This is a genomic window from Ruegeria sp. B10 (genome assembly GCF_056539825.1).
The window spans coordinates 127,850-154,255 of sequence record NZ_JBQFVP010000004.1; the positions used below are offsets into that span (position 1 = coordinate 127,850).

Annotated in this window: 28 protein-coding genes; 14 read left to right on the top strand and 14 right to left on the bottom strand. The window is 60.4% G+C overall.

The features are described from left to right. Window positions 1–41: 41 nt before the first annotated feature. The 7 genes from ACR0J4_RS06965 (at window position 42) to ACR0J4_RS06995 (ending at window position 7,221) form a co-directional block, all read left to right on the top strand. On the top strand, window positions 42–1,688 hold the full coding sequence (locus tag ACR0J4_RS06965) for an electron transfer flavoprotein-ubiquinone oxidoreductase (RefSeq protein ID WP_170379055.1): 1,647 nt from the start codon (window positions 42–44) through the stop codon (window positions 1,686–1,688). Between the two features lie 151 nt (window positions 1,689–1,839). Continuing rightward, entirely contained in the window at window positions 1,840–2,391 is a 552-nt protein-coding gene (locus tag ACR0J4_RS06970; RefSeq protein WP_170642752.1) for a TetR/AcrR family transcriptional regulator, read from the top strand. Window positions 2,392–2,425: 34 nt separating this feature from the next. Next, window positions 2,426–3,529, top strand: coding sequence for a mandelate racemase/muconate lactonizing enzyme family protein (locus tag ACR0J4_RS06975; RefSeq protein WP_170642753.1), 1,104 nt, complete (start codon window positions 2,426–2,428; stop codon window positions 3,527–3,529). A gap of 10 nt (window positions 3,530–3,539) precedes the next feature. Then, window positions 3,540–4,634, top strand: coding sequence for an alcohol dehydrogenase family protein (locus tag ACR0J4_RS06980; protein WP_170747349.1), 1,095 nt, complete (start codon window positions 3,540–3,542; stop codon window positions 4,632–4,634). Beyond that, window positions 4,631–5,755: a mandelate racemase/muconate lactonizing enzyme family protein gene (locus ACR0J4_RS06985; protein WP_170642754.1), complete on the top strand. Its 1,125-nt coding sequence runs from the start codon at window positions 4,631–4,633 to the stop codon at window positions 5,753–5,755. The genes ACR0J4_RS06980 and ACR0J4_RS06985 overlap by 4 nt, the downstream gene beginning before the upstream one ends. Window positions 5,756–5,758: 3 nt before the next feature. Beyond that, the gene (locus ACR0J4_RS06990; RefSeq protein ID WP_170553658.1) at window positions 5,759–6,490 is read left to right on the top strand and encodes an SDR family oxidoreductase; all 732 of its coding nucleotides are present in this window, start codon (window positions 5,759–5,761) and stop codon (window positions 6,488–6,490) included. Continuing rightward, window positions 6,487–7,221, top strand: a complete 735-nt coding sequence (locus ACR0J4_RS06995; RefSeq protein ID WP_170642755.1) for an SDR family oxidoreductase — start codon at window positions 6,487–6,489, stop codon at window positions 7,219–7,221. Before ACR0J4_RS06990 ends, ACR0J4_RS06995 begins: the two co-directional genes overlap by 4 nt. Here the strand turns inward: ACR0J4_RS06995 and ACR0J4_RS07000 are convergent. From ACR0J4_RS07000 to ACR0J4_RS07015, 4 genes are read right to left on the bottom strand one after another with little or no spacing between them, the layout of a single operon-like run. Further along, a complete protein-coding gene (locus ACR0J4_RS07000) occupies window positions 7,176–8,240 on the bottom strand; it encodes an NAD(P)/FAD-dependent oxidoreductase (RefSeq protein WP_480668349.1) in 1,065 nt (354 codons plus the stop codon). The genes ACR0J4_RS06995 and ACR0J4_RS07000 overlap by 46 nt on opposite strands. A gap of 21 nt (window positions 8,241–8,261) precedes the next feature. Further along, window positions 8,262–8,462, bottom strand: coding sequence for an FAD-dependent oxidoreductase (locus ACR0J4_RS07005; RefSeq protein WP_480668350.1), 201 nt, complete (start codon window positions 8,460–8,462; stop codon window positions 8,262–8,264). Between the two features lie 12 nt (window positions 8,463–8,474). Next, on the bottom strand, window positions 8,475–9,488 hold the full coding sequence (locus ACR0J4_RS07010; RefSeq protein WP_170553652.1) for an Ldh family oxidoreductase: 1,014 nt from the start codon (window positions 9,486–9,488) through the stop codon (window positions 8,475–8,477). 58 nt (window positions 9,489–9,546) lie between these two features. Further along, window positions 9,547–12,000: a GcvT family protein gene (locus ACR0J4_RS07015; RefSeq protein ID WP_170642756.1), complete on the bottom strand. Its 2,454-nt coding sequence runs from the start codon at window positions 11,998–12,000 to the stop codon at window positions 9,547–9,549. A 360-nt stretch (window positions 12,001–12,360) separates the two neighbouring features. Between ACR0J4_RS07015 and ACR0J4_RS07020 the strand changes: the two genes are divergently transcribed. Further along, a complete protein-coding gene (locus tag ACR0J4_RS07020) occupies window positions 12,361–14,073 on the top strand; it encodes a tetratricopeptide repeat protein (protein WP_170642757.1) in 1,713 nt (570 codons plus the stop codon). After that, window positions 14,063–14,884, top strand: coding sequence for a 4-(cytidine 5'-diphospho)-2-C-methyl-D-erythritol kinase (locus tag ACR0J4_RS07025; protein ID WP_170642758.1), 822 nt, complete (start codon window positions 14,063–14,065; stop codon window positions 14,882–14,884). Before ACR0J4_RS07020 ends, ACR0J4_RS07025 begins: the two co-directional genes overlap by 11 nt. Here the strand turns inward: ACR0J4_RS07025 and ACR0J4_RS07030 are convergent. Continuing rightward, the gene (locus ACR0J4_RS07030) at window positions 14,877–15,875 is read right to left on the bottom strand and encodes a polyprenyl synthetase family protein (protein ID WP_170553639.1); all 999 of its coding nucleotides are present in this window, start codon (window positions 15,873–15,875) and stop codon (window positions 14,877–14,879) included. The genes ACR0J4_RS07025 and ACR0J4_RS07030 overlap by 8 nt on opposite strands. 56 nt (window positions 15,876–15,931) lie before the next feature. Here ACR0J4_RS07030 and ACR0J4_RS07035 point away from each other — a divergent pair, with 56 nt between their 5' ends. The 3 genes from ACR0J4_RS07035 (at window position 15,932) to ACR0J4_RS07045 (ending at window position 17,203) form a co-directional block, all read left to right on the top strand. Continuing rightward, window positions 15,932–16,147, top strand: coding sequence for a putative signal transducing protein (locus ACR0J4_RS07035; protein ID WP_037316655.1), 216 nt, complete (start codon window positions 15,932–15,934; stop codon window positions 16,145–16,147). Further along, complete coding sequence (locus ACR0J4_RS07040) at window positions 16,144–16,923, top strand: methyltransferase (RefSeq protein ID WP_170642759.1); 780 nt, start codon at window positions 16,144–16,146, stop codon at window positions 16,921–16,923. Before ACR0J4_RS07035 ends, ACR0J4_RS07040 begins: the two co-directional genes overlap by 4 nt. A 115-nt stretch (window positions 16,924–17,038) precedes the next feature. Next, the gene (locus ACR0J4_RS07045; RefSeq protein WP_170379030.1) at window positions 17,039–17,203 is read left to right on the top strand and encodes a YdcH family protein; all 165 of its coding nucleotides are present in this window, start codon (window positions 17,039–17,041) and stop codon (window positions 17,201–17,203) included. Here ACR0J4_RS07045 and yddG read toward each other — a convergent pair. From yddG to ACR0J4_RS07090, 9 genes are all read right to left on the bottom strand, one after another. Then, window positions 17,200–18,066 (bottom strand): aromatic amino acid exporter YddG, encoded by an 867-nt coding sequence (gene yddG / locus ACR0J4_RS07050; RefSeq protein WP_170642760.1) that lies wholly within the window; start codon window positions 18,064–18,066, stop codon window positions 17,200–17,202. The genes ACR0J4_RS07045 and yddG overlap by 4 nt on opposite strands. Continuing rightward, complete coding sequence (locus ACR0J4_RS07055) at window positions 18,063–19,010, bottom strand: transcriptional regulator GcvA (RefSeq protein ID WP_170642761.1); 948 nt, start codon at window positions 19,008–19,010, stop codon at window positions 18,063–18,065. Before ACR0J4_RS07055 ends, yddG begins: the two co-directional genes overlap by 4 nt. A gap of 300 nt (window positions 19,011–19,310) precedes the next feature. Continuing rightward, window positions 19,311–20,033 carry an acetoacetyl-CoA reductase gene (gene phbB / locus ACR0J4_RS07060; protein WP_170379024.1) on the bottom strand — a complete coding sequence of 241 codons (723 nt, stop codon included), beginning with the start codon at window positions 20,031–20,033 and terminating at the stop codon, window positions 19,311–19,313. 187 nt (window positions 20,034–20,220) lie between these two features. Continuing rightward, window positions 20,221–21,396, bottom strand: a complete 1,176-nt coding sequence (locus ACR0J4_RS07065; protein WP_170379022.1) for an acetyl-CoA C-acetyltransferase — start codon at window positions 21,394–21,396, stop codon at window positions 20,221–20,223. Between the two features lie 195 nt (window positions 21,397–21,591). Next, entirely contained in the window at window positions 21,592–22,425 is an 834-nt protein-coding gene (locus tag ACR0J4_RS07070) for an EAL domain-containing protein (protein ID WP_170642762.1), read from the bottom strand. 76 nt (window positions 22,426–22,501) lie between these two features. After that, window positions 22,502–22,690, bottom strand: a complete 189-nt coding sequence (locus ACR0J4_RS07075) for a hypothetical protein (protein ID WP_170639893.1) — start codon at window positions 22,688–22,690, stop codon at window positions 22,502–22,504. 94 nt (window positions 22,691–22,784) lie between these two features. Further along, on the bottom strand, window positions 22,785–23,756 hold the full coding sequence (locus tag ACR0J4_RS07080) for a sterol desaturase family protein (protein ID WP_170642763.1): 972 nt from the start codon (window positions 23,754–23,756) through the stop codon (window positions 22,785–22,787). Then, window positions 23,753–24,139: a hypothetical protein gene (locus ACR0J4_RS07085; protein WP_170553618.1), complete on the bottom strand. Its 387-nt coding sequence runs from the start codon at window positions 24,137–24,139 to the stop codon at window positions 23,753–23,755. Before ACR0J4_RS07085 ends, ACR0J4_RS07080 begins: the two co-directional genes overlap by 4 nt. Before the next feature lie 64 nt (window positions 24,140–24,203). After that, window positions 24,204–24,770: a TlpA disulfide reductase family protein gene (locus tag ACR0J4_RS07090; RefSeq protein WP_170553615.1), complete on the bottom strand. Its 567-nt coding sequence runs from the start codon at window positions 24,768–24,770 to the stop codon at window positions 24,204–24,206. 21 nt (window positions 24,771–24,791) lie between these two features. On the opposite strand from ACR0J4_RS07090, the gene argH reads away from it, so the two are divergent. Next, complete coding sequence (gene argH / locus ACR0J4_RS07095) at window positions 24,792–26,180, top strand: argininosuccinate lyase (protein ID WP_170642764.1); 1,389 nt, start codon at window positions 24,792–24,794, stop codon at window positions 26,178–26,180. After that, window positions 26,180–26,362 (top strand): argininosuccinate lyase, encoded by a 183-nt coding sequence (locus tag ACR0J4_RS07100; protein WP_170379008.1) that lies wholly within the window; start codon window positions 26,180–26,182, stop codon window positions 26,360–26,362. The genes argH and ACR0J4_RS07100 overlap by 1 nt, the downstream gene beginning before the upstream one ends. Window positions 26,363–26,406: the final 44 nt, after the last annotated feature.

Consider the following 26,406-nt stretch of genomic DNA (forward strand, 5'->3'; position numbering starts at 1 on the left):
GAGAAAAGCGCCAATTCGGAAAGTTAGCTAAGGAGCCCGCGATGGCCGAGATTGAACGCGAAGCGATGGAATACGATGTGGTGATCGTGGGCGCAGGCCCCGCAGGCCTGTCGGCGGCCATCCGTCTGAAACAGCTGGATGCCGACCTGAATGTCGTGGTTCTGGAAAAGGGATCGGAAGTGGGTGCGCATATCCTGTCGGGCGCGGTTCTTGATCCCTGCGGGCTGGACGCTCTGATCCCGGATTGGAAAGAAAAAGGCGCACCGCTGAACACGCCGGTGAACGAAGATAACTTCTATATGCTGGGTGAGGCCGGAAAGCTGCGCATCCCCAACGCACCGATGCCGCCGCTGATGAATAACCACGGCAACTACATCGTCTCGATGGGCAATGTTTGCCGCTGGATGGCCGAACAAGCCGAAGAGCTGGGCGTGGAAATCTTCCCTGGCATGGCCTGTTCCGAGCTGGTCTACGGCGAAAACGGCGAAGTCAAAGGCGTGGTCGCCGGTGTCTTCGGTCTGGAAGCAGATGGCTCTTACGGCCCCGGCACCGAACCGGGCATGGAGCTGCACGGCAAGTACGTGTTCTTGTCCGAAGGCGTGCGCGGCTCCTTGTCCAAAGAAGTCATCGCCAAATACGACCTGTCTGCTGGCAAAGAGCCGCAGAAATACGGCGTTGGCATGAAAGAGATTTGGGAGATCGACCCGGCCAAGCATAAGGAAGGCTCAGTCACGCACACCATGGGCTGGCCTCTGGGCAGCAACGCTGGTGGTGGTTCTTTCATCTATCACCTGGAAAACAACCAGGTGTATGTCGGCTTCGTAGTACATCTGAACTACAAGAACCCACACCTGTACCCCTACATGGAATTCCAGCGCTTCAAGCATCACCCGATGGTCGCTGAGCTACTGAAAGGCGGCAAGCGCGTGGCTTATGGCGCCCGCGCAATCACCGAGGGCGGCTATCAGTCGATGCCGAAACTGGTTGCTCCAGGCGTGGCGCTGCTAGGCTGCTCGGCCGGTATGGTCAACGTGCCGCGCATCAAGGGCAACCACAACGCGATGTTGTCGGGCAAAGCCGCAGCAGAGGCCGCCTTTGACGCCATCAAGGCTGACCGTTCGGGTGATGAGCTGACGGCCTATGAAACCGACGTGCGTGAAGGCGCCATTGGCCAGGACCTCAAGAAAGTGCGCAACGTCAAGCCGATGTGGTCGAAATGGGGCCTCATGCCATCGCTGGCGCTGGGTGGTCTGGACATGTGGACCAACACGCTGGGTTTTTCGCTGTTCGGCACGATGGGTCACGGCAAGAACGACGCCGAGTCGACCGAAGAGGCCAGCAAGCACAAGCCGATCGACTATCCCAAGCCCGATGGCACGCTGTCCTTTGACCGTCTGACCAACGTGTCCTTCGCGATGACCAACCACGAGGAAAGCCAGCCCTGCCATCTGAAACTGGGCGACCCGTCAATCCCGGTTGCCGTCAACCTGCCCAAATTCGCCGAGCCCGCGCAACGCTATTGCCCGGCTGGCGTCTATGAGATGGTCGAGGATGACGACGGTCCGCGGTTCGTGATCAACTTCCAGAACTGCGTCCACTGCAAGACCTGCGATATCAAAGACCCGAGCCAGAACATCACCTGGACCACGCCGCAGGGTGGCGACGGCCCGAACTATCCCAACATGTAACTGAAAGCCTGGCACTGGCGGCGCGACCCTGCCGCCATCCCGCCCCTGTTTCATGCCACCGGTCTCGCCGGTGGCATTTTTTGTCGTTGGCAAGAAAGTCAGTGTCGCAAACGGTGATGTGTGGGTAGAGTGATCGCTCTACCACCGAGATATGACTGAGACACAGCAGAAAATCGCAGAAAACCTAGACCGGCAGTTTTCAGAGATGGGATTTGCCACCCAAGGTGTAGAAGCCTTGCGAGAGGGCGCTAATGTTTCCCTGCGCACGCTCTACAAGTATTTTCCCAGCCGCGAAGCGATGGTCATAGGCGCGTTGGATCATCGAGACGCCGCCTATTCCGATTGGATCGGCACCGATCAACTCCGGGGCGCGGATCATGTGTTGCGTGTTCTGACCCGCCTGGCGGACTGGCTGCGCGAGGTTTCAAACACCGGATGTCTGTTCCGCAACGCGCTGGCGGCCTATCCCGAAAGTGACGCAATCCGCGATGCCGTCACGACGCATAAACAGCATGTGCGCGACATGTTCCGCACCCGGCTAATCCACGTGGCCCCCGATTGCGATGTCGAGGCTTTGGCCGAGGCTCTGTTCATCCTGCACGAAGGTCTAACAGAGAGCGCGCGTTTGATGGGTGCCGAGGCCGCAACCTTGGCCACGATGCGTTGCGCCCGCGCGTTGCTGGCCGCTGCCGATATTCACTAGGCCGGGCCTCCGGCAAAGGACAAAAGAGACGGATATGAAGATCAAGGAAATCCACATCTACGCCCATGATCTGCCGGTCAAAAACGGCCCCTACACCATGGCCAACGCCGAGGTCTGGGCGCTGGACACCACGCTGGTCAAGCTGGTGGCCGAGGATGGCACGATCGGCTGGGGAGAGACCTGCCCGGTCGGCCCCACCTATGCCGAAGCGCATGCAGAGGGCGCGCGGGCGGCCTTGAAGGCGATGGCAAAAGGCCTGATCGGCGCGGATCTGTGGCCTGTGGCCCTGCACCACCGGATGAACGGGCTGCTGAACGGGCACAACTATGCCAAGGCCGCCATCGACATCGCGGCCCATGACCTGATTGGCAAGAAACTGGGCGTGAACGTCGCCAACCTGCTGGGCGGCGCGCAGACTGATCGCGTGCCCTCTTACTATGCGACGGGTGTGGGCGCGCCGGACGATATCGCGCGCCTTGCCAAAGAGAAGCTGGCCGAGGGGTATCCTCGCTTGCAAATCAAAGTGGGTGGCCGTCCGGTTGAGATTGATATCGAAACCATCCACAAAGTCTGGGAGGTTGTCTGCGGAACAGGCATGCGCCTTGCAGTCGATGGCAATCGCGGGTGGACCACGCGCGATGCGTTGCGCGTCAGTCGTGAATGCCCGGATGTGCCCTTCATCATGGAACAGCCCTGCAACACCCATCAGGACCTGGAAAAGATCCGCCCTCAGGTGAGCCATGGCATCTACATGGATGAAAACAGCGTCGATCTGAATACCGTGATCTCGGCCGCCGGGACCGGGCTGGTGGATGGGTTTGGCATGAAAGTGACCCGAATCGGCGGCCTTCAGAACATGCGCACCTTCCGCGACATTTGCGAGGCGCGCAACCTGCCTCATACCTGTGATGACAGCTGGGGCGGGGACATCATCGCCGCCGCCTGCACGCAGATTGCATCCACCGTGCGTCCAACACTGATGGAGGGCGCGTGGCTCGCCGCCCCCTATATCGAAGGCAACTACGATCCCGAAAATGGTATCACCATCCAAGGCGGTCACATTCAGCGCCCGACCGGGCCGGGTCTGGGCGTCAGCCCCGACGAAACGCTGTTCGGCGCGCCCGTCGCCTCATACTAAGGAGAACACCATGATCCCCGAAACCATGCATGCGGTTCAACTGACCGGCCATGGCGGTATCGAGATGCTGGACTACCGCTCGGACGTGCCAGTCCCGATGCCTGGGCGCGGAGAGGTTCTGATCCGAGTAGCTGCCGCGGGTGTGAACAACACCGACATCAACACGCGGATCGGCTGGTACTCCAAGGCGGTTACCGAGGACACCAATACCGGTGGTGCCTCAGGTTTTGAGACTGTGGACGATGACGATGCCAGCTGGTCTGGCACGCCCTTGACCTTCCCCCGCATTCAGGGCGCTGATGTCTGTGGCTATGTTGCTGCCGTAGGCGATGAGGTCGACCCGGCGCGCATTGGCGAGCGTGTGATTGTGCGCAACATGCTTCGGACCTATGTGGACTACCGCCCTTTTGAATGCTGGACCATCGGCAGTGAATGCGATGGGGGTTTTGCCCAGTTCTGCGTCGCACCTTCGCGGGAAACCCATGCCGTGAGTTGCGACTGGGAGGATGTGGAACTGGCCGCAATCCCCTGCGCCTATTCCACCGCCGAGGGCATGCTGCACCGCGCCAGCGTCGGGGCCGAGACAGTTCTGGTCACCGGTGCCTCGGGCGGTGTCGGTTCGGCTGCGGTGCAACTGGCGAAACGGCGCTGCGCGCATGTGATCGCAATGTGTTCGCCTACAAAGGCCGAGGCCGTTCGGGCTTTGGGCGCAGATCGCGTGCTGGACCGCAATGCCGATCTGGTGGCGGAACTGGGGGAGGGCTCGATCGACGTGGTGGTCGATCTGGTGGCCGGCCCGCAATGGCCCAGCCTGTTGGACGTGCTGCGCCGGGGCGGGCGGTATGCGACCGCCGGGGCCATTGCCGGACCTATCTGTGAAATAGACGTGCGAACGCTCTACCTCAAAGACCTCACCTTGTTTGGCTGCACCTTTCAGGAGGACATCGTCTTCGAAAACCTCGTGAAATACATCGAGGCCGGAGAAATCCGCCCCGTCGTTGCCAAGACCTATCCGCTGAGCGAGATCGCGACAGCGCAGGAAGAGTTTCTGACCAAAACACATACCGGGCAGCTGGTGCTGATCCCGCCGCAGGTGACCTCATGAAAATCCGCAATATTGAGCTTTTTGAACTGCATCTGCCCTATGCGGGCGGCTCTTATGAGCTGTCGGGCGGGCGCATTTACACCGGATTTGACAGCGTCATCGTCTGTATCACCGCCGATGACGGGGCCGAGGGATGGGGCGAATCCACCCCCTTCGGCCCGAACTACATCGCCGCCCATGCACGGGGCGCCCGCGCCGGGGTCGAAGAAATCGCCCCCTATCTGATCGGTCGAGACCCGCGCGATGTGGACCGGATCAATGACGCGATGGATGAAGCGCTGTTGGGCCATAACCACGCGAAATCGGCACTTGATCTGGCCTGTTGGGACCTGTTCGGCAAATCGGTTGGCCTGCCGGTCTATAAACTGCTGGGCGGCGCGACGGGCAATCGCCTGCCCGCAATCAGCTCGATCTACGCGGGCACGCCCGAGGATATGCGCGCGCGCGTCGCGGAACACCGCGCGATGGGCTATATGGGCCATTCGGTCAAGGTCGGTGCGATGGATTCCGAAGGCGGCCCGGCGCTGGATGCCGAACGCATCGCGGCCTCATTGGCGGATCGGCAACCGGGTGAGTACTTCATCGTTGACGCCAATGGCGGACTGATCCCGGAAACCGCGCTGCGGATGCTCCGCGCCTTGCCGAACGGGCTGGATTTCGTGCTGGAGGCCCCCTGCGCCACATGGCGCGAGACGCTTTCCCTGCGCCAGCGCTGTGACGTGCCGATCATTCTGGACGAGTTGGCGCAAGAGGATGGCGATATCGCCAAGCTGGTGGCGCTGGATGTGGCCGATGGCATCGGGCTGAAAATCTCGAAAGCCGGGGGCCTGACCCATGCCCGCCGTCACCGCGACATCTGTCGCTCTGCCGGTCTGACAATCAGTGTGCAGGACACGGTGGGTTCAACCCTGTCGGCCGCCTCGATCTTCCATATGGGTGCGACCGTGCCCGAACGGCTACTGCGCTGTGTTCTGGACCCGCGCGACATGGTGACGATCCAGACCGGGGCGTTTGACGCCCCAATCGAAAACGGTGGCGTTCTGCCGCCCGATGCGCCGGGCCTCGGCGTGACAATGAACCGGGACCTGCTGGGGCAGGCCGTCGCAATCTGGGAAGACTAAGACATGTTTCAGGACAAAAACGCCCTCGTCACCGGCGCGGCCGGAGGGATCGGGCAGGCCATCGTCAAACAGCTGCGCGCGCAGGGCGCTCGGGTCGCGGTTGCCGATCGCTCGACCGATGGGATCGAGGCCGAGGCGCATCTGCCCGGCGATCTGCTGGACCCGGTTTATTGCGACCAACTGGCTGCCAACGCGCAACAGGCTTTGGGCGGCCTCGATATCGTCATCAACAATGCCGGCGTCATCACCCGCGGCGCAGTGACCGAAACCTCGGACGCCGACTGGAGCTTGTCCTTGGGCGTGAATGTCGAGGCACCTTTCCGGATTTGCCGCGCCGCTATTCCTTTGATGGCCGAGGCGGGCGGTGGAGCCATCGTCAACACCGCGTCCTGCTGGGGTGGCAAGGCGCCGGGGCCAAACCATGCGCTCTATTGCATGACCAAGGCGGCGATCGCCTCGCTGACCGAATGTATGGGGATGGATCACGCGCATCAGGGTATCCGCATCAACGCCGTCTGCCCGAATGAGGTCAACACACCGATGCTGCGCTCGGGCTTTGCCAAGCGTGGATTTGATCCTGACGAGGCCGTGACCGAACTGGGTAAGACAGTGCCTCTGGGCCGGATCGCCGAGCCTGAGGATATTGCCGATGTGGTCCTGTTCCTCGCCTCGGATGCGGCGCGCTACATGTGCGGCACGCTGGTTGAGGTCAATGGCGGGAAGCCGGTCGCATGAGGCGGTTTGAGGGCAAGGTTGCGCTGGTTACCGGCGGGCGCTCTGGGATCGGGCAGGCCATCGCGGCACGGCTGACGGAGGAAGGCGCGCGCGTCTTCACCGCTCAGCGCGGTGGCGATGACCGGTTCGAAGGGATCGCAGCCGATTTCACCGACCCAGCCGCGCCTGAACAGGTAGTAGCCGAGGTTATCGCCCGCGCCGGGCAGTTGGACGTTCTGGTCAACAATGCCGGGATGATGCAGGAGGCCCGCGTCGAAGAGATGAAGTTGGATGACTGGCAGAAAAACCTGACCGTCAACCTGACCGCACCGTTCCTGATGATTCAGGCCGCTTTGCCCCATCTGCGCAAAACCAAGGGCAGCATTGTCAATACAGGCTCGATCGAGGGACTGGGCAGCAATCCCGGCCACGCAGCCTATTGCGCGTCCAAGGCTGGGCTGCACGGGTTGACCCGTGCCGTGGCGGTGGATCACGGGGCCGAAGGTATCCGCTGCAACGCCATCGCTCCGGGCTGGATCGACACCGAGCTGAACCTCGACTTTATCGACTCAATGCCCAACCCGGATGCGTTTCGCCGGGATATCGGCCAGATTCACCCGGTCGCGCGCACTGGTAGGCCCGAAGAAGTGGCTGCCTTGGCGGCGTTTCTGGCTGCCGAGGAAAGCGGCTTTATCACCGGGCAGGTCTACACGGTCGATGGCGGGCGGATGACAAAGTTGAGCTTGCCTTGACCCTGGAACCGGTCCGGTCTGAAGGCCTGAATGTCGATTGAGGGCGCGCGGCCCGCGATCTCATCCGCCACCAGCTGCGCGGTTGTCGCCCCAAGCGTCAGGCCCAACTGTCCGTGGCCGGTGGCGAAAGTGACATTCGCCAATCGGTCGCTGCGGCCAATAATGGGGCGGGTATCGGGAGTAAAAGGACGTCGCCCCATGCGGCGCTCGGCCTTGTCCGTTCCAAGCCGCGGCAACACGCGTTTCGCGCGTTTGACCAGAATATCGGCGCGGTTCCAGTTGGGTTTCGCGTCGGCATCCGCGAACTCGATGGTCCCAGCCACGGCCAGAGCGTCCTCATACGGTGTGATCCCAAACCCGCCTTTGGCGTAGAACACGGTGTGGGCCAGGTCGACACCGCTGTCAGGCAAAGCGGTAGAGTAGCCGATCACCCCTTCCAACTGGCTTGGCACGCCCAAATCCCGCGCCAAGCCGCGTGAGTTTGTGCCCGCCGCCAGCACGAACTCGTCCGCCGTAAGAACCTGACCGTCTGCAAGGCGCACGCCCTGAATTTTGCGACCGTTGTGTTGGAACGCCTCGGCCTCGCCTGTGAATACTGTGCCTCCTCGGCTGGCAAAGGCCTGATGCAGGGCTTCGACCAGGCGCTTGGGCTCGGTCACGAAGCTCCAGTCATGCAGCAGGGCGGCGTGTTTGAAATCGGGCGCGATGGCCGGATCAATCTCATGCGCTGCGGGGCCGGGGATGTATTCGATAGAACAGCCCAGCTCTCGGGCCAGATCAAAGGCGGCGGCCATGGTGGCGCGGTCGCTGTCATCGTCGAACAGTTTGATCACCGGCTTTTCTACCAGCAATTCCGGTCGACCGATATCGGCCAGTTGCGCCTTGAAATCATCGGTGGCGGCAAAGGTCAGCCGCGCCAGATCCGCCGCGATGGCCCGTATCCGCGCCCGACGCGCATTTGCGGTGAAGCGCGCGAACCAGGGCAGGATCCGCAGCGCCGAGGAAGGGCGCAGCGCCAAGGGCGCCTCGGGGTCCAACAGCTAGCCCGGCACCTTCATCAGCATGCCCGGCTGGGACAGCGGTACGATCTCACCTACGGCGATACAGCCGCACGAGGCCCAGCTAGCCCCTTCACCCACGGGTCCGGGCTCGACAACCGAAACCGCGTGCCCATCGGCCTGCAACGCCAGCGCGCAGGAGGTTCCCACGACGCCTCCGCCGATCACAACCACCTTTGCCATCGGTTGGACGCCTTACTGCAAGTCTTGCAACTGCGACAACAACTCGGTGCTGACGCTGACGCCTCCGGCCTGAGACGCGGCGCGGTTCTTTAGCCGCCCGTCACCGGGTATGCGCGCGGTTCCGTTGCCTTCGATCTCGGCACAGATGCGCGTGACATAGTCGTTGAAGGCGGCATTTCCGAACCGTGTCGGATCCATCGCAATCAGGGTCGCGCCGCCCTTGACGTTCAACGCGCCATGCGCCTCGCGCTCGGCATTGTCGACCGAGAGGGTACCTCCGGCCAATGCAGCGCCCATGACCTCGATCAGGAAGGCAATCGCGGCCCCTTTGTGCTCGCCAAAGGGCAACAGACTGCGGGTTTCCAGAATGGCGTTTGGGTCGGCGCTAGGCTGGCCGTCCGGGGCCAGACCCGCAGGGCGCGGCAGGTCATGCCCTTCGGCGGCGGCCATGCGGATATCCATCAACGCAACCGTCGAGGACGCCTGATCCCAAACGATGGGCTCCATGCCGTCGCGCGGGCAGGCAAATGACATCGGGTTGGTGCCAAAGACAGGGCGCACGCCACCCTGCGGCACCACCATCGACAGCGAGTTGACGACGGCCAAGGCCACCAAACCCGCCTCGGCAAGCGGTTCGGTGTCAAAGCGCAACGCGCCTAGGTGGTGACTATTTGCGCAGGTAAAGGCAGCGATCCCGTTTTCGCGCGCCATAGCAATCAGCTCGTCCCGGGCTGCGGCTGCGGCGATCTGGTAGTACCCGTTGTCTGCGTCGCCGCGCAGAACGCCCGGTGCGATACGCTCGCACGTGGGGTGGGCAGCGGGGTTGGCATAACCCGAGGTAAAGCTCTGCGCGTAGACCGGCAGCATGCGCAAACCGTGGCTGCGAGGACCGTCACGTTCGGATTTCACGACGATCTCAGCGATCATGTCGCTGCCCGTATCATCCATGCCCGCAGCCACAAGGACGGATTTCGCCAATTCCCTAACCTCTTGGAGTGAGAGCGTTTTCGTTGAGATATCGGTCATCTGCTAGATCCTGTCCTTGTGTTCGTGAAAGGGACCGCAAGCCCCCTTGTTGTTCTTTTCAGGCGCGTGCGCGGGCGCTGGTGGGGTCCACGGCGCAGGTGTCGATGACCTCGGCCTCGCGCATCTCGTTATGGACCAGAACCTGCATTCTGGTGCCCGGTGCCGTCATGTTCTGCGGCACCAGCGCCATCGCGATGTCGTGGTTGCAATAGTATGAGAACCCGCCCGAGGTAACGCGCCCAATCAGTTTGCCGTCGGAATAGACGCCTTCGTCAAACATCACCGACGTATCGCAATATGGCAATTTCAACGTGACCAGAGTGTTGTATCCTCCCGTCTCCTGCTGTTTCAGCAGAGCGGGTTTGCCGATGAAGTCCCGTTCGACCACTTGCCCGCCGATCTTTTCGGTCATGGCGACGAACCGGCCCAGATCGGCTTCAAACGGGGTCAGGTCCTTGCAGATCTCGCGGTTGATGGCCCGGTAGGATTTCTCGAGCCGCATGGACTCCAGCGCTTCAAGGCCGAAGGGTTTTACGCCCGCCTTAAGCAGCAGATCCACGAGGTGACGGTTGTAGCCCGCCGGATGGTGCAACTCCCATCCCAGCTCACCGGTGTAGGAGACGCGCAGCAGGTGAACGCCTTTGGCATAGCCTACCTCACCCATTTGCGCCGAAAGCCAGGGGAAGGCCTCGTTCGACAGATCATTGTCGGTCAGGTTCGACAGGATCTCGCGCGATTTCGGACCAGCTAGAGCGATCACGCCCAGCTGTTCCGAGATGTCCTCCATCACGACCGAGCCGTCTTTGGGCAGCAGACGCTGCATCTGGTCCCAGTTATAGGCTTGCCAATTCGGGGTCGAGATCAGGTAGAAATCATCCTGCGCCTTGCGCACGATGGAATATTCCGCATCCATCCCGCCCTTGTCGTTCAGCATCAGCGACAGGGTCATACGCCCCACCTTGGGCAGTTTGTTCGCCATCAGGCCGTCCAACCATTTGGCCGCGCCCGGCCCGCGCACGGTGAATTTGGTCATCGGAGACATCTCGATGAAGCCCGCCTCTTCGCGAGTGCGGCGCACTTCTTCTTGTACCAACCCCATATGATTGGTGCGGCGGAAGGAGTGTTCGGGGATCGCCTCTTCGGGCGATTTGGCAAACCAGCGCGGGAATTCATAACCGTTGAAGCTGGTCCAGACGGCGCCATGGGCGGTCAACAGATCGTAGGAGCCTGCGGTTTTCATCGGACGGGCTTCGGGGAAATCCTCACCGGGGATGTGCGCATCCATATGGGTGCCCCAGGTCTCGCGCACCTTGTCCATGGTCCACCGTTTCGAGGCGTAGTCCGAGAACCGGCGCGGGTCGAGTTCCGACATGTCCATGCCCGGATCGCCATCCACGATCCACTTGGCCAGACGGTTCCCGACCGTGCCGCCCCACAGGATACCGCCGGGCATCCCTTCGGCCAGCCACAGGTTCTCGTGCCCCGGCGCGGGGCCAGCCAGAGGCAGCTCGTCCGGGGTCATCTGGAACGGGCCGCGGGTATTGGCCTTGATTCCAACCTCGCCCAGTGTCGGAACCCGTTCGATGGCGCGTTCCCACTGGGTTTCCACGGCATCGAAATCTTCGGGCAGAAGGTCGGCCCCGAAATCAGGCGGCACGCGGTCTTCGGCGAACAGCTTGAGGTCCTTGGTGAATTCATAGGGGCCAAACTGGATGCCGCCCACGTCCTCGCGCAGATAGGCGCCATAATCCTCGTCCCGCAGGATCGGGAATTCCGGCAGACCCTGTGCCTTGCGTTCTTTCAGCAAGGGAACGGTCTCGGTCGTCCAATATTGGTGAACGATCGGGATGCAGGGCAGGTCCAGACCCACACGGCGCGCATTTTCTCGGGCGTAGTTGCCGGTAGCAAAGATCAGATGCTCGCAAGTGATCTCACCTTGGTTGGTGGTCACTTTCCAGTGGCCGTTCTCAAGCTTTTCATAAGCGGTGGCTTCGGTGTTCTGATAGACTTTGGCCCCGGCATCGCGCGCCAGCTTGGCCAGCGCCATGGTGATGTCGGCGGGATTCACATAGCCGTCTTCGGTATGCAGGATGCCGCCACGAATATCCGGGCTTTGGTTCAGTAGAGGGTGAACCTCGGCAATCTCTTCCGGTGTCAGCAGCTTGCATGGCACCCCGGCGGCTTCGGCGATCGAGATATAGGACTGGAACTCATCCCAGCGCTTTTCGGTATTGGCAACGCGCAGCTGGCCCACTTTGCGAAGGCCCACCGAGGTCCCCATCTTTTCCTCAACCTCGGTATAAATGCGGATGGTTTCCATGGTCATCTTCGACACGTTTCGCGACCGTACAAAGGTCACAAGCAAACCGGCGGCGTGCCAAGTGGACCCTGACGTTAGCGTCGTCCGCTCCAACATCACCGCATCTGTGCAGCCATGTTCGGTCAGACCATAAAGGATAGAGGCCCCAACGCAGCCGCCCCCGACCACAACTACTTTCGCATGTGACTTCATCGTATGTTTATACCGTGTCTGGTTTGCCAACAGTGTTTGGAAGCACCATTCCGTCAGTCGGCCTATTGCGCAATCGCAAAAATATTTCACTCTGAATGAGTTGAAATCACCCAAACCGAACATGTGCTTTATGAAACGCGAAGGGCACCCAAATCCTCCGCCAGGGTGAGCCAACCAAAAGCCCTATTGATGAGCTGCCATTGAGTGTTGGACGGCGCTCCTGCTTGATCCGTGCAACAGGGCGGCCAGTTCTTAGGCGAAAACCGGTGCAATGGCGGCGTCGTGAACCTTGAGCCATTGCCTCTTGCCGGCCGAGGCCCTAGCTTAACGTGCAGTCAACGATAGCAAGGCAGGATTTTGGTGGTTTCCTTGGTTCGTCGCGTGGCACTGGCCGCGCTGCTTTCATCCTCGGTCGCAATCCCGGCATTTTCGGATACCGGGTCCGGGGCCTATTTGGCCGGACGTCAGGCAATCTACGAAAACGACTATGCCGCCGCCGAAAGGTATTATGCGCAGGCGTTGCGGTCTGATCCGCAGAACGCATTGCTGTTGGAAAGCGTCGTCGTCGCGCGGCTGGCGCTGGGCGAAGTTGAGCGCGCACTGCCCATCGCTGAGACGATTGAAGAGAATGGCCTTCCGAGCCAAGCAGCCCGGATTGCCATCGCCGCAAACCTGATCGCAGAGGGCGATTGGGAGACCCTGCTGTCACGTGATCCCGAAACGCAGGGCGTGGGTCCATTGGTCGATGGGTTGATGATTGCCTGGGCCTATCTTGGTCAGGGTGAGATGACCAAGGCGATGGAGCAGTTCGACTCGGTTACAACCCAGGAAGGGTTGCGCGAGTTTGCCCTCTATCACAAAGCGATGGCTTTGGCGTCGATCGGTGATTTCGAGGGGGCTGAGGCGATTTTCGCGGCCGATGACGGGGTCGTGGCCCGGTTCACACGCCGCACCGCGTTAGCCCGGACCGAGGTTCTGTCGCAGCTTGACCGGAATGAGGACGCTCTGACCTTCCTGGCCGATGTGTTTCAGGCCGGAAGCGATCCGTCGATCGCAGATTACACAAGCCGATTGTCTGATGGCGAAACGCTGCCCTTCACCCATGCAGGAACGGCGCAAGACGGCATGGCCGAGATCTTCTTTTCGGTGGGTGCCGCGTTGAATGACGAGGCCGCGCCGGACTACGTTCTGCTCTATGCTCGCACGGCCAGCTTCCTGCGGCCTGATCACGTCGACGCCCTTCTGATGAGCGCTGAGCTTCTGTCGGAACTCAGCCAGCTTGATCTTGCGGTCGAAGCGTATCGCGCGGTTCCCAAGGACAGCACCGATCACCACGTGGCCGAACTGGGCCGGGCTGATGTTCTGGGGCAATCCGGCAAAACCGATGCGGCGGTTGAGGTTTTGCAATCGCTGGCTGCGGAAAAGCCTGATCTTCCCAGTGTCCATGTCGCTTTGGCCGATCTGCAGCGCCGCGAGGAAAACTATGCCGCCGCGGTTGATTCCTACAACACCGCAATTGATCTGGCGGAGGGTGTCTCGACCGCGAATTGGTTCCTGCACTACGCGCGCGGGATTTCTCATGAGCGCCTCAAGCAATGGGATCAGGCCGAAGCCGATTTCCGTCGCGCGCTTGAGCTGAACCCGGATCAGCCGCAGGTTCTGAACTATCTGGGCTATTCGCTTGTCGAACGTCGCGAAAAACTCGATGAGGCGCTGGACATGATCGAACGCGCCGTCGCGGCTCGCCCCGACAGTGGTTATATCGTCGACAGCCTGGGCTGGGTCCTGTTCCGCCTTGGTCGCTATGACGAAGCGGTCGAGCATATGGAGCGCGCGGTTGAGCTGATGCCGGTGGATCCTGTGGTCAACGACCATCTGGGCGACGTCTACTGGGCCGTTGGACGCGCCCGTGAGGCTGAGTTCCAGTGGAAACGGGCCCTGTCCTTCGTTGATCCCGAAGACACCGATGGTGAGGCTGATCCCGAACGCATCCGTCGCAAGCTTGAGGTCGGTCTGGATACGGTTCTGTCCGAAGAGGGCGCGGATCCGTTGAAGGTTGCAAATGGCAACTAGCGGCTTTGCGCCCGCGAAGGTCAATCTAACCCTGCATGTCACCGGCCAGCGCGCGGATGGCTATCATCTGTTGGATTCGCTGGTGGCTTTTGCTGACATTGGCGATCAGCTGGCGTTTGAGCCGGGCGAAAGCCTTTCGCTCTCGGTCAGCGGAGAGCATGCCGACGGGGTTCCGACGGACAGCCGAAATCTCGTCTGGAAAGCCGCCGAGGGCACCGGTTGGACAGGCCATATCACGTTGAACAAGGTTCTGCCCCATGGCGGCGGCATTGGCGGAGGGTCCTCGGACGCGGCGGCCATGCTGCGCCACGCGGCGGCGCAAGGATTTGATATCCCAACGCATCTTCCGACCGCGTTAGGGGCCGATATACCGGTCTGCATGGTGGCCGAGGCTGCGCGGATGCGGGGGATTGGCGAGCAGGTGGACCGGGTCGCTTTGCCCCCATTGCCTGTCCTGCTGGTCAATCCTGGGGTTGAGGTTCCGACCGGATCGGTCTTTAGCGCTATGTCGTCGCGGGACAATCCGGGCTTGCCGGATCAAATCCCTTCATTCGCAGGCGTGGAAGATTACGCCGCTTGGCTTGCCGTCCAAAGAAACGACCTTGAACAGCCCGCCATAAGCCAGGCCCCGCAAATCGGGCGTGTGTTGGAGGAATTGGCGGACACAAGGGATGTGCTGCTGGCCCGAATGTCGGGGTCAGGGTCGACCTGTTTTGCGCTCTACCCGTCGATGAAGGCCGCGCATTTCGCAGCCTATGAGATCGGCGCGGCCCAGCCAGATTGGTGGTGCCGCGCAACTATGCTCAGTTAAGGCGCGAGACCACGTAGTCGGCCAGATCGCGCAGCAGAGTGCGGATTTCGTGATTTGGCAGAACCACAAGCGAGGCTTTGGCCTTGTTCGCCCATCCCAGCGCGTCCTGACGGGTCGCCTCGAGCGTCTGGTACTTGTTCATAAGCCCAAGCGCATATTCCAGATCGCCATCCTGCTGGCGGCCTTTTTCGATCGTGCGCTCCCAGAAGATACGCTCATCCGCTGTGGCCTGCGCAACGGCTTTGATCACAGGCAGGGTCAGTTTGCGCTCGCGGAAATCGTCACCCACATTCTTGCCGGTTGCCTTGCTATCACCCTGATAATCCAACAGATCGTCAGCAATTTGGAAGGCAATGCCCAGGGCGTCGCCATAGTCGAACAGAGCTTTGACCTGCGCGTCTGAGGCTTCCGCAATCACGCCGCCAACCTCGGTCGCTGCGGAAAACAGGGCTGCGGTCTTGCCGCGTACGACCTGCAGATAGATGCTCTCATCCGTGTTCAAATCGGTGGCGGCGGTCATCTGCAGCACCTCACCTTCGGCAATCGTGGCCGATGCATTGGCGAGGATATCCAGAACGCGCAGCGATCCAGTTTCAACCATCAACTGGAAACTGCGAGAAAACAGATAATCGCCGACCAACACACTGGATTTGTTGTCCCACAACAGGTTCGCTGTGGGCCGCCCGCGTCGCTGGGCGCTTTCGTCGACCACATCGTCATGCAACAGAGTCGCGGTGTGAATGAACTCAACAGTCGCGGCCAGACGCACGTGATGCTCGCCCGAATAGCCAAACAGCCGCGCCGCAGCCAATGTCAGCATCGGGCGCAGGCGCTTGCCGCCCGCTTCGACCAGATGCGCAGTCACCTCGGGGATACGGGGCGCGTGTTCGGACGCCATGCGGGTCCGGATCAGCGTATTCACCGCCTCCATTTCGCCGGTCAACATTTCGGCCAGCCGTTCGTGCGGCTTCGAGATTGTGCTGATGCCCATCACACTCCTGATACAAGGCTCGACTTTCGCCTTGCCTTGCCCTTACATCCATCCCCATGAAAGAACTATTGCGCAGCACCGATCCGACAATCCTGGCCTTTGCATCCGCTCTTCTTGAGGGCGAGGATATAGACTGCTTTCAGATGGACGTAAATATGAGCATCCTCGAAGGCGGTATCGGAATTTTCCCTCGTCGTCTGATGGTTCGGGCCGATGACCTGACCCGAGCAGAGCGCGTGATGCGCGACAACGAGATCCCACTGGGGCGATGACCGGGTTCAAGGAGGATGAGCTAAGCCGGAACGATTTCCTCGGCGGGCGGCTGCGTCTTTGGCAACCCGTGTCGGGCTATCGCGCCGGCGTAGACCCCGTTCTACTGGCGGCCAGCGTGCCTGCCACCAGCGGCCAATCGGTGCTAGAACTTGGCTGCGGGGCAGGGGCGGCAATACTGTGCTTAGCGACACGAGTCCCCGGATTGGACCTGTGCGGTGCTGAACTGCAAACGGCCTATGCGGATCTGGCTCGACGCAATGCCGCAGATAACAATATGGTGTTGGAGGTCGTTTCGGCTGATCTGACCGAACTGCCCTCCGATCTGAAGCAGCGCCAGTTCGACCATGTGATTGCCAACCCGCCCTACTATCGCGCAGGCGCACATAGCGCAGCCATGGACCGGGGGCGCAGTGTGGCTTTGGGGGAGCAGACACCTCTTGCCGATTGGATTGATGTCGCGGCCAAACGGCTGGTCCCCCGCGGCTATCTGCACATGATCCAAAAGGCGGATCGTCTGCAAGATATGCTTTTGGCCTGTCGGGGACGTCTGGGCTCGGTCGAAGTGCTACCGCTTGCAGCCCGCGTGGGGCGAGAGGCCGAGCTTGTGATTCTACGGGCCCGAAAAGGCGGGCGGGCTGCGTTCCGGCTGCATGCGCCTATCATCCTGCATGAGGGTCAACGGCATGAGCGCGATGGCGACAGCTATACGCCGGAACTCTCGGATGTGCTGCGGCTGGGCGCGGCGTTGGGGCCGTTTCACGTCAATCGGCAATGACCAGCCGAATTTGTCGGATTTATCACTTTTTCTTCGCGTCTGCGGCGTGACAGGGTGGAAACGATATGCTCAACTTCTTACGTGACATCTAGACACGTAAACAAGGAGGATCGCCATGAGCGTGAGCGCACATCTGACGGAACTGAAGAAGAAGCACGAATCTCTCGGTCTCGAAGTGGAACAAGCTCAACGCGCGCCAGGCATTGATGATCTTCATATCGCCCAGCTAAAGAAACAGAAGCTAAGGCTGAAGGAAGAGATCGAGCGCTTATCGACCTAACCTTTAAGACTGGCGCGCGCCGCAACCACGGCCCCGCCGGTGATCAAGACCGCCGCGATCGCCAATGTCCATGTCGGCATGGCGATCCCGGCAAAAACCAGAACCACGGTAGACAGCAAAGGCGCCGCGTAAGAGCTGGTGCCCAGCATCTGAATGTCGCCCTGCTTGACCCCGATATCCCAGACATAGAACGCCAGACCGACCGGCCCCAGACCAAGGGCCAGTGTCGATAACCAACTGAGCGCGGTGTCCGGCCAGACAGGTGCCTCAAGCGCGAAATGCAAGCCCCATGAGGCGATCGCCGTGAACACGCAGAACACCGCGACCGAGCTTGTGGGCGTTTCTCCCAGCTTCCGTGACAACACGGAATAGCCCGACCATGTCAATGCGCATAGGAACGCCAGCGCGTATCCCGGTAGGTGGTCGGCTTGAAACCCGGCGCTGCCGCCTCCGGTGATGATCAGCGCAGCCCCGGCAAAGCCCAAACAGGCCCCGATCAGGTGGCCAGCGCGTAGATTCTCTCCGGGCAACAGGCCCGAGAACAGGACGATAAGCAGTGGCCAGAGATAGGCGATCAGCCCCGCCTCGGCCGCCGGGGCCATCCGAAGGGCCGAGAAGTATAGCGCGTGGTAGCCGAACAGGCCCACCGTTCCAAAAGCGTAGACTTTCCAACTGATGCGGCGCAGCTGGGACAATCCGCCCGATCGCCACGTCCAGACAAGCCCCAAAGTACCGCCGATACTGAAGCAGATCGCATTCAGTAGAAGCGGCGGTGTTGGGGCTGACCCGACTGTGAACAGGGCCAGCAGCGCCCAAAGCAAAACCGCAATGAAGCCGATGGCGGTGGCGCGTTGTCTGGTCATGTGGATGAGACGTCTTCTACAGGAACGATGGTGAATTCATCCGAGATATGAGCGGTTTTTTCAATCTCCGCAACAAACCAATCGCGAAATGCTGCGACTTGAGGCCGGTTCTCCGCGCCGGGCAGGCAAAGAAAGCGAAAGCGGCCTTTGGTCTCGATGGCGGTTTTGAACGGCGCGACAAGCCGCCCCTCCATCATGTCCTTGATGATCATCGCCCGTCGCCCTAAGGCCACGCCCACTCCGGCGACAGCCGCGTCAATCGCGTGATCCGCGTTGGAAAAATGTGCCCCGTGGGTCGGCGTGAACTCGACGCCAACAGCGCGGAACCACGTCGGCCAATCCGCCGGAGGTTTCAAAAACGCAATCGAATCGTCATGAATCAGAGGCGCGTCGCGCAGGCTTTCGGGAGTTGTGAACTCGGCGGCCAATTCGGGTGTCATGACAGGGGTTAGCCACTCTTTACGAACCGGTACGCAATAGAGCCCATCATCCCCGCCATAGCCAAACCGGATCGCGACATCCACGTCATCCCGCTCAAGGTCCATATTGCGCAGGGTGGCTGAGAACCTCAGGTCGATTTCGGGATGGGCGCGGGCAAAATCATAAAGGCGCGGAGCCAGCCATTTGGCGGTCAGCGCGGGACCGGCCGTCACGGTGAGGGTGGTGTTGTCCTGAAGCCTGCGTGTTGCGGCCCACGCAGCCTTGAGTGACGCAAACCCCTCGGCAGCTCCTGGAGCGAGGGCTTTGCCCGCCTCGGTCAGCTCGACCGCGCGATTCAGGCGGCGAAACAGCGGATGGCCCAAATGGTCCTCAAGCGACTTGATCTGGAAGGACAGCGCCGCGGGCGTGACGTTCAACTCTTCTGCGGCTTTGGCAAAGGACATGTGCCGCGCGGCAGCGTCAAAGGCGCGCAAAGCGGTGAGAGGTGGGAGGCGATCACTCATGTCACTTAAGTAATACTTATCTGAAGATTTGAAAACTCTCGTTTGTGCCTTTTTCAATCAAGGGTCATGTTTAGGGCAAGTCAAGTTCAGCTTTAGCAAAGGGGATCCGCCATGATCGAGATGTCAACAAACCCGTCTGTCCAGATTGCAATTCGTCGTGCCCATGAAGAGCGCAGCAAGCTTGTTCACAAAGTTCTGGGATGGGTGTTTGGTTCCCGCTGACCGCAGCGCGCGCGGACTTACGGGATAAAGAAGGGCCGGTCCAAAAGGACCGGCCCGTTTTCGTTTAGTGCGCCGAAATCAGACGAAGAACTGAGCGCCGTTGGCCGAGATGGTCGAACCATTGATGAACTGCGAATCGTCCGATGCCAGGAAGGCGACGCAGCGCGCGATTTCCTCTGGCTCACCCAACCGGCCGGCAGGAATCTGGCCGATGATCGACTCGCGGACCTTCTCAGGCACAGCCATAACCATTTCGGTTGCGATGTAGCCGGGGCAGATCGCGTTGGCGGTGATTCCCGCACGGGCACCTTCCTGCGCCAGAGACTTCACGATACCCAGATCGCCCGCTTTGGTGGCTGCGTAGTTCACCTGAGCGAACTGGCCTTTCTGACCGTTGATCGAGCTGATGACGATGACGCGGCCGAACTTACGCTCGCGCATGCCGGGCCAGACGGGGTGTACGGTGTTGAAAACGCCGGTCAGGTTGGTGTCGATGACCTGATGCCACTGTTCAGGCGTCATCTTGTGGAAGGGCGCGTCGCGCGTGATGCCCGCATTAGCGACGACGATGTCGATGGGACCGACCTCGGCCTCGACCTTTTCGATGCCCGCTTTGGATTCGTCATAGTCGGCCACGTTCCACTTGTAGGTGGCGATGCCGGTTTCCTCGGTGAATTTTGCTGCGGCTTCGTCATTCCCCGCATAGGTGGCGGCAACATTGTATCCTTCGGCCTTGAGCGCCTTGGAAATTGCTGCGCCGATGCCGCGAGAACCGCCGGTTACGAGTGCTGTACGTGCCATGGATGACTCCTCCAATTTTGGTCGTCTTGGTAATTCTGTTACTCTGAGAGAGAATATTGCGCAATATCGTTTCGTGTTCGATCTTGTCTTTCTGTCTGGCGATATTGTCGCAGCGGTTGTGTAAAGCTTGATTGTAACAAAAAAGGGCGTCCAGTGGACGCCCTTTTCTATTTAGATGTCAACGCACTTAGTCGCGCTCCACGCAGAGGGCGACACCCATGCCGCCACCAATGCAGAGGGTGGCCAGACCCTTCTTGGCATCACGGCGCTTCATTTCGAATAGCAGCGTGTTCAGAACACGGCAGCCGGATGCTCCGATCGGATGGCCGATGGCAATCGCGCCACCGTTCACGTTCACGATCGAAGGATCCCAGCCCATGTCCTTGTTCACGGCGCAGGCCTGCGCGGCGAAGGCTTCGTTGGCTTCGACCAGATCCAGATCGTCAACCGACCAACCTGCTTTCTCCAACGCTTTGCGCGAAGCGTAGATCGGGCCAACGCCCATGATCGACGGGTCAAGACCGGCAGTCGCGTAGGATGCGATACGGGCCAGAGGCTCAATCCCACGTTTTTCGGCGTTTTCAGCCGACATCAGCAGGGTCGCCGCCGCGCCGTCGTTCAGGCCCGAGGCGTTTGCCGCAGTGACCGAGCCGTCTTTGGTGAAGGCCGGGCGCAGTTTGGCCATTGCTTCCATTGTTGCGCCGTGACGGATGTATTCGTCCTTATCCATCACGATGTCGCCCTTGCGGGTTTTGATGGTGAACGGAACGATCTCGTCGGCAAATTTGCCTGCGTTCTGCGCAGCCTCGGCTTTATTTTGCGAGGCAACGGCGAATTCGTCCTGCATGTCGCGGCTGATCTGCCATTTCTCGGCGACGTTCTCGGCGGTTTGGCCCATATGGTAGCCGTTGAACGCATCCCACAGACCGTCGCGGATCATGGTGTCGATGTATTTCATGTCGCCCATCTTGTGACCCGCGCGCAGGGCAGCGGCGTGGGGAGACAGGGTCATGTTTTCTTGCCCGCCAGCGGCGACGATATCCGCGTCGCCCAGTTGGATGTGCTGAGCACCCAGCGCAACAGCGCGCAGGCCCGAACCACAAACCTGGTTAATGCCCCAAGCCGCGCTTTCTTGCGGCAGCCCGGCGTTGATATGCGCCTGACGTGCGGGGTTCTGGCCCTGAGCGGCGGTCAGGACCTGACCCATGATGGTTTCGCTGACTTCGCCTTTGTCGACGCCGGCGCGTTCGACGACGGCTTCGAGGACGGCAGCGCCCAGATCATGTGCGGGGGTATTGGCAAACGAGCCGCCAAAGCTGCCCACACCTGTGCGTGCGGCGGATGCGATTACTACATTGGTCATATAATTTGTCCTTTACCGTCGTGGTCCAGCGGGAAATGTGACGACGCGGACCGCAGAGGGCTCCCTCTGCCCGTACCAGAGCGCCAATTTCTCCCCCCTCTAGTGACTTCTGCAATAGCGCAATGCTGCACTTGCAGCAACGGACAGCTTGCCTCAGGCGGCAATCAGGCAAGTGTTCGCGTGCCGATTGCCCAACTAAGTCCCTGTTTTGGAATTTCTTTCTGCGTTCCACAGCGGCAACAGCGACGGCGCGCCAAATAGGAAACCCTGCATGCAGTCGACACCGCTTGCGCTCAGAAAAGCTGCGTCTTGCGGATTCTCGACTGATTCGGCTGTGACCAGAATTTCGAACTCTCGCGCGACTGCGATCAATGCGCGGACGAGGGCCTGGTTGTCGGGGTCGGTACTGATACCGCGAATGAACTGACCGTCGATCTTGGCGGCATCGAACAGGAATTCGCGGAAATGCCGAAAACTGAAATTGCTTGCGCCGAAATCGTCCAGAGCAAAGGCAATACCACGCTCCTGCAACCTGTCCATCAGGTCGATCACCAGCTCGGGCACCTGCATCGCGGACTTCTCGGAGATCTCCAAAATCAGTCGTTCGCCCAGATTGCTGTCCCGTTTGAGAAAACGATCCAGAATACGGGACCAGTGCGAATACCCGATCGAGCGCGCCGACATGTTGATCGACAACCGGATCTGAGGGTTCTTGACCAGCGTTTGCAACCCCATCTCTAGCGCGATGCAATCCAGCTCGCGCCCGATCGGCGTGTTTTCCACCTGAGGCAAGAAATCCCGCGCAGGGATGACCCGTCCGGTTTCATCCAAAACGCGGATCAGCCCTTCGTAGAAGGCAACGTTATGAGGGGCCTGTGCCTGCATCACCGGCTGAAAGGCCAGTTTACATTGTTTGTGCCGAACTGCATCCGAGGCCATCTGCAGTACTGATTGATCCCGACCGGAAACTGCCGAGGTCAAAGGGCTGTCTGGCCCTTCCCCTGACTCTGCAACTGTCTTGTCCCGCATGCGCGCTGATCCCGAATGGCTCTTCGGTTGCAGTGTCGCAGGAAACAGATGAATCTGTGGTTAATGCAGGTGATGATTAGCGCGCAGATTGCCACGCATGGCTGAGGGAGGCCGCTGCTCCGAACACCGCGCCCATTACGCCAAGGATCATCATGGAAAACCCGATCAGGACAAGCGCTGATGCTGCCGTTGCGATGGCGGCGAACATGGCCAGAAGCACGCCCAGCAGTCCGACTGTGGTTGATACGGTTGTTACTCGGGTCATTCCGGCCTCCGGTCACTGGTTATGTCACGCGTGACACTCCATATGGACCGTTCAGGCCAGATTTCAACCAAAGCGACGTGGTGTAACGCCGGGATCAGGCCTGTTTTGCTGCGGAATTAGGCAGGTTTTCGCGGGTTTGCTCGAATCCGGGCGTTCCGAGATCTTCAGGATGGCGGGCCAGATGCTTTGCCTTGATCTGCTCTGAGCTATCCCGGCTTCCATCGTGGCTATAGCCGGGCGGGGCAAAACAATAGGCGAGGCGTTGCTTCAGCTTCAGGCCGGGTTGGGTCGCATCGCGCCAGATGCCGACCCATTCGTGAAAGGCGACGCGCAGCGGGTTGAAGGTGGCGATGTTGTGAACCAGCCCATAGTCGACCCGGTCGTTCTCTTGCTCGGGGACAAAAGTGCCGAACATCTTGTCCCAGATGATGAAAACGCCAGCATAGTTGCAATCCAGATAGCGCGCGTTGCGGCCGTGATGCGCCCGGTGATGGCTGGGAGTGTTCATGACCGCTTCGAACCAACGGGGCATTTTGCCGATGGCTTCGGTGTGAATCCAAAACTGGTAGATCAGGTTGATGCCGCCCACGAACAGCACCATCGCCGGGTGAAAACCCAGCAGGATCAGCGGCGCGCGCACCACCATCATGAAGGTAAACGTATAGGTCCAGGTCTGCCGCAGCGCGGTGGTCAGGTTGTAGTGCTGCGAGCTGTGATGGTTCACATGGCTGGCCCAGACCCAGCGGATACGGTGGCCGAACCGATGCACCCAGTAATACCGCAGGTCATCCAGCACAAAGCAAAGGATGATGATCGGGATCGACGTGCCCAGATCGAGCGGCGTGATCCGCCACAGCCACATGAAGAACCCATAGGCGATGAACCCCAGTAGAAACCCCGATGCAATATTGCCTGCCCCCATGATCAGAGAGGTCACGGCATCGCGCGTCTCATACCGCCCGCCGCGACCTTTGACTGCGATCCAGACGAACTCGGCCAAAATGGCGGCGATGAAGAACGGGACGGCCCATTGGACAGCGTCGGGATAGGTGATCTGGTCGGTCATGCGGGCTCCATCAGGTTGCGCCAGTGGGGGCGCTCAAACTCATCCAGATGGATGATGGCTTTGGGGGTGCCGAAATCGTGGAACAGAATCTCGAACCCGTCGGTGCGATCCAGCAAGTCATAGTCCAGCAGATGCTGCGCCACAGTATCCGCGCCAAAGGACCAGATGAGACCCGGCCCTTTTTCCGTCCGTACCAGCGCGGCGTGGCGATCATGGGCAACTGTGACGTCGATAATTGTGTCTTCCGGGAAATGCCGGACCCATTGATCACGCGCGGTTTCAGGAGACAGAACGCACCGCTGCGATCTGCCGGTCAGATGCAGCAACAGAGTGACCCCGGCGATCCCACCGACCACAAGCACCAACAGAATTTCCAGTGGCATTCCATCCTCCTGCGTACAGAGTGCGGATCGGAGGATGGGCTGTCAAAGGTGGCGTTGCGTCAGCTTAGCTGTTGGCCTCGACCAGAGTCGAAATGATCGCCTTCGCGCTGTCCGAGTTCCATTCGGCATCGCCGATCAGGCGGGCGATTTCATTGCCGTCCGGGTCGATGATGACCGTGATCGGCAGACCGATGACACCCATCTCACGTGCCACTGCTTGCGAGGGATCCTGATGGCGGGGTAGGTTGGCGATGCCGTTTTCCTCAAAGAACTTCTTGATTCCGGCAGGCGAGTTGCGCCCGGTCGCCAGCGTCAGAACCTCGAACTTGTCGCCTCCGAATTCGTCCTGTAGTTCGGCGATCTGGGGCATTTCCTTGCGGCAGGGCGCGCACCAGGTGGCCCAGAAGTTCAGCAGGACGTATTTGCCCTTGTAGTCCGCAAGTGAGGCTGTCCCGCCGTCATCTTCCAGCTGGAAATCAACCGGCGTCACCGGTTTGGGTTCTTTATGCAGGATCAGTCGTTTCAGGCTGTCTTCACGCAAGGGGCCGAGCGTTTCGGCATCGGTCGCCAAAGCGGCATTTGCACCCAGCGCAAGGGCCATATAAAGGGGGATCAGACGAAATAGGCGCATATCAACTCCGGGTTTTCTTACATGACCGATCAATCCTCGAACCAGATGTGGGGCGGCCGCTTTGCCGCCGGTCCAGACGCGATCATGGAGGCAATCAATGCCTCGATCGGGTTCGATCAGCGGATGGCAGCCCAGGACATCGCAGGCTCGCGCGCCCATGCCGCTATGCTGGCGGCGACAGGCGTTATTAGTGATAGTGACGCGCAGGCCATTCGGGAAGGGCTACTCACAGTCTTGTCAGAAATCCAGAACGGAGAATTTCAGTTCTCGACCGCGCTGGAAGACATCCACATGAACGTCGAAGCGCGCCTGAAAGAGGTGATCGGAGAGCCCGCGGGCCGTCTGCACACGGGTCGGTCGCGCAATGATCAGGTGGCAACCGATTTCAAACTCTGGGTGCGTGATCAGTTGGACGCGGCAGAAACCGGCCTACTGGCCCTCATCCGCGCGCTTTTGGCGCAGGCCGAGGCCGGGGCAGATTGGGTCATGCCCGGCTTCACACATCTGCAAACAGCGCAGCCGGTGACATGGGGCCATCACATGATGGCTTATGTCGAGATGTTTGGCCGCGATCTCAGCCGTGTGCGTGATGCGCGCGCTCGGATGAACGAATCTCCCCTTGGTGCCGCCGCGCTGGCCGGAACGTCCTTCCCTATCGACCGTCACATGACGGCCGAGGCGCTGGGCTTTGACCGCCCCGCCGCGAACTCGCTGGATGCCGTCAGCGACCGCGACTTCGCGCTGGAGTTTCTGTCCAATGCCTCGATCTGCGCCGTTCACCTGTCGCGCTTTGCCGAAGAGCTGGTGATCTGGTCCTCGGCTCAGTTCCGGTTTGTGACGCTCTCGGATCGGTTCTCGACCGGGTCCTCGATCATGCCGCAGAAGAAAAACCCCGACGCAGCGGAGCTGATCCGCGCCAAAGTCGGCCGCATCTACGGCGCAAACACCGCGCTGATGATGGTGATGAAAGGCCTGCCGCTGGCCTATTCCAAGGACATGCAGGAAGACAAAGAACAGGTCTTTGACGCCGCCGACAACTGGATGCTGGCTCTGGCCGCGATGGAAGGCATGGTTAAGGACATGACCGCCAACCGCGACAGCCTTGCTGCCGCTGCGGGGTCGGGATTCTCGACCGCGACCGATTTGGCCGATTGGCTGGTGAGGGTTCTGGGCCTGCCGTTCCGCGACGCTCACCATGTCACTGGATCGCTGGTTGCGATGGCTGAAAACAAGGGCTGCGACCTACCTGATCTGACCTTGGAAGACATGCAGTCGGTCCATGCTGATATCACCGATGACGTCTATTCTGTCCTTACTGTCCAAAACTCTGTAAACTCACGTCAGTCCTATGGTGGCACCGCCCCGGATCAGGTGCGGGTGCAGGTTGAGCGATGGAAGGCGCTGGTGTGATGACAGTTCTACGCATAGCGGTGATTTTGGCGGCTGGGTTCGCGCTGGCCGGATGTGGCGCGGATGGTGAGCCGGTTCAGCCAACGGCAAGCGTGGGTGTTGGCGTCGGCTCGAGCGGAACGCATGTAGGCGGAGGCATCGGCTTCCGCCGCGGGGGCTTTGGCCTCTATCTGGGCGTTTAATCGCTGATCTCGTTGTAATTCCGGGTAAAACACCCAAGTAGTGT

Coding starts and splice junctions, on each gene's coding strand:
- phbB (WP_170379024.1), bottom strand. CDS start 20,033: ATGGCACGTACAGCACTCGTAACCGGCGGTTCTCGCGGCATCGGCGCA.
- ACR0J4_RS06965 (WP_170379055.1), top strand. CDS start 42: ATGGCCGAGATTGAACGCGAAGCGATGGAATACGATGTGGTGATCGTG.
- ACR0J4_RS07100 (WP_170379008.1), top strand. CDS start 26,180: ATGACAGTTCTACGCATAGCGGTGATTTTGGCGGCTGGGTTCGCGCTG.
- ACR0J4_RS06990 (WP_170553658.1), top strand. CDS start 5,759: ATGTTTCAGGACAAAAACGCCCTCGTCACCGGCGCGGCCGGAGGGATC.
- ACR0J4_RS07055 (WP_170642761.1), bottom strand. CDS start 19,010: ATGAGTGATCGCCTCCCACCTCTCACCGCTTTGCGCGCCTTTGACGCT.
- ACR0J4_RS07010 (WP_170553652.1), bottom strand. CDS start 9,488: ATGACCGATATCTCAACGAAAACGCTCTCACTCCAAGAGGTTAGGGAA.
- ACR0J4_RS07090 (WP_170553615.1), bottom strand. CDS start 24,770: ATGCGCCTATTTCGTCTGATCCCCCTTTATATGGCCCTTGCGCTGGGT.
- ACR0J4_RS07070 (WP_170642762.1), bottom strand. CDS start 22,425: ATGCGGGACAAGACAGTTGCAGAGTCAGGGGAAGGGCCAGACAGCCCT.
- ACR0J4_RS07065 (WP_170379022.1), bottom strand. CDS start 21,396: ATGACCAATGTAGTAATCGCATCCGCCGCACGCACAGGTGTGGGCAGC.
- ACR0J4_RS06970 (WP_170642752.1), top strand. CDS start 1,840: ATGACTGAGACACAGCAGAAAATCGCAGAAAACCTAGACCGGCAGTTT.
- ACR0J4_RS07030 (WP_170553639.1), bottom strand. CDS start 15,875: ATGGGCATCAGCACAATCTCGAAGCCGCACGAACGGCTGGCCGAAATG.
- ACR0J4_RS06995 (WP_170642755.1), top strand. CDS start 6,487: ATGAGGCGGTTTGAGGGCAAGGTTGCGCTGGTTACCGGCGGGCGCTCT.
- ACR0J4_RS07040 (WP_170642759.1), top strand. CDS start 16,144: ATGACCGGGTTCAAGGAGGATGAGCTAAGCCGGAACGATTTCCTCGGC.
- ACR0J4_RS06980 (WP_170747349.1), top strand. CDS start 3,540: ATGATCCCCGAAACCATGCATGCGGTTCAACTGACCGGCCATGGCGGT.
- ACR0J4_RS07035 (WP_037316655.1), top strand. CDS start 15,932: ATGAAAGAACTATTGCGCAGCACCGATCCGACAATCCTGGCCTTTGCA.
- ACR0J4_RS06985 (WP_170642754.1), top strand. CDS start 4,631: ATGAAAATCCGCAATATTGAGCTTTTTGAACTGCATCTGCCCTATGCG.
- ACR0J4_RS07015 (WP_170642756.1), bottom strand. CDS start 12,000: ATGAAGTCACATGCGAAAGTAGTTGTGGTCGGGGGCGGCTGCGTTGGG.
- ACR0J4_RS07005 (WP_480668350.1), bottom strand. CDS start 8,462: ATGGCAAAGGTGGTTGTGATCGGCGGAGGCGTCGTGGGAACCTCCTGC.
- ACR0J4_RS06975 (WP_170642753.1), top strand. CDS start 2,426: ATGAAGATCAAGGAAATCCACATCTACGCCCATGATCTGCCGGTCAAA.
- ACR0J4_RS07080 (WP_170642763.1), bottom strand. CDS start 23,756: ATGACCGACCAGATCACCTATCCCGACGCTGTCCAATGGGCCGTCCCG.
- ACR0J4_RS07045 (WP_170379030.1), top strand. CDS start 17,039: ATGAGCGTGAGCGCACATCTGACGGAACTGAAGAAGAAGCACGAATCT.
- ACR0J4_RS07025 (WP_170642758.1), top strand. CDS start 14,063: ATGGCAACTAGCGGCTTTGCGCCCGCGAAGGTCAATCTAACCCTGCAT.
- yddG (WP_170642760.1), bottom strand. CDS start 18,066: ATGACCAGACAACGCGCCACCGCCATCGGCTTCATTGCGGTTTTGCTT.
- ACR0J4_RS07085 (WP_170553618.1), bottom strand. CDS start 24,139: ATGCCACTGGAAATTCTGTTGGTGCTTGTGGTCGGTGGGATCGCCGGG.
- argH (WP_170642764.1), top strand. CDS start 24,792: ATGACCGATCAATCCTCGAACCAGATGTGGGGCGGCCGCTTTGCCGCC.
- ACR0J4_RS07075 (WP_170639893.1), bottom strand. CDS start 22,690: ATGACCCGAGTAACAACCGTATCAACCACAGTCGGACTGCTGGGCGTG.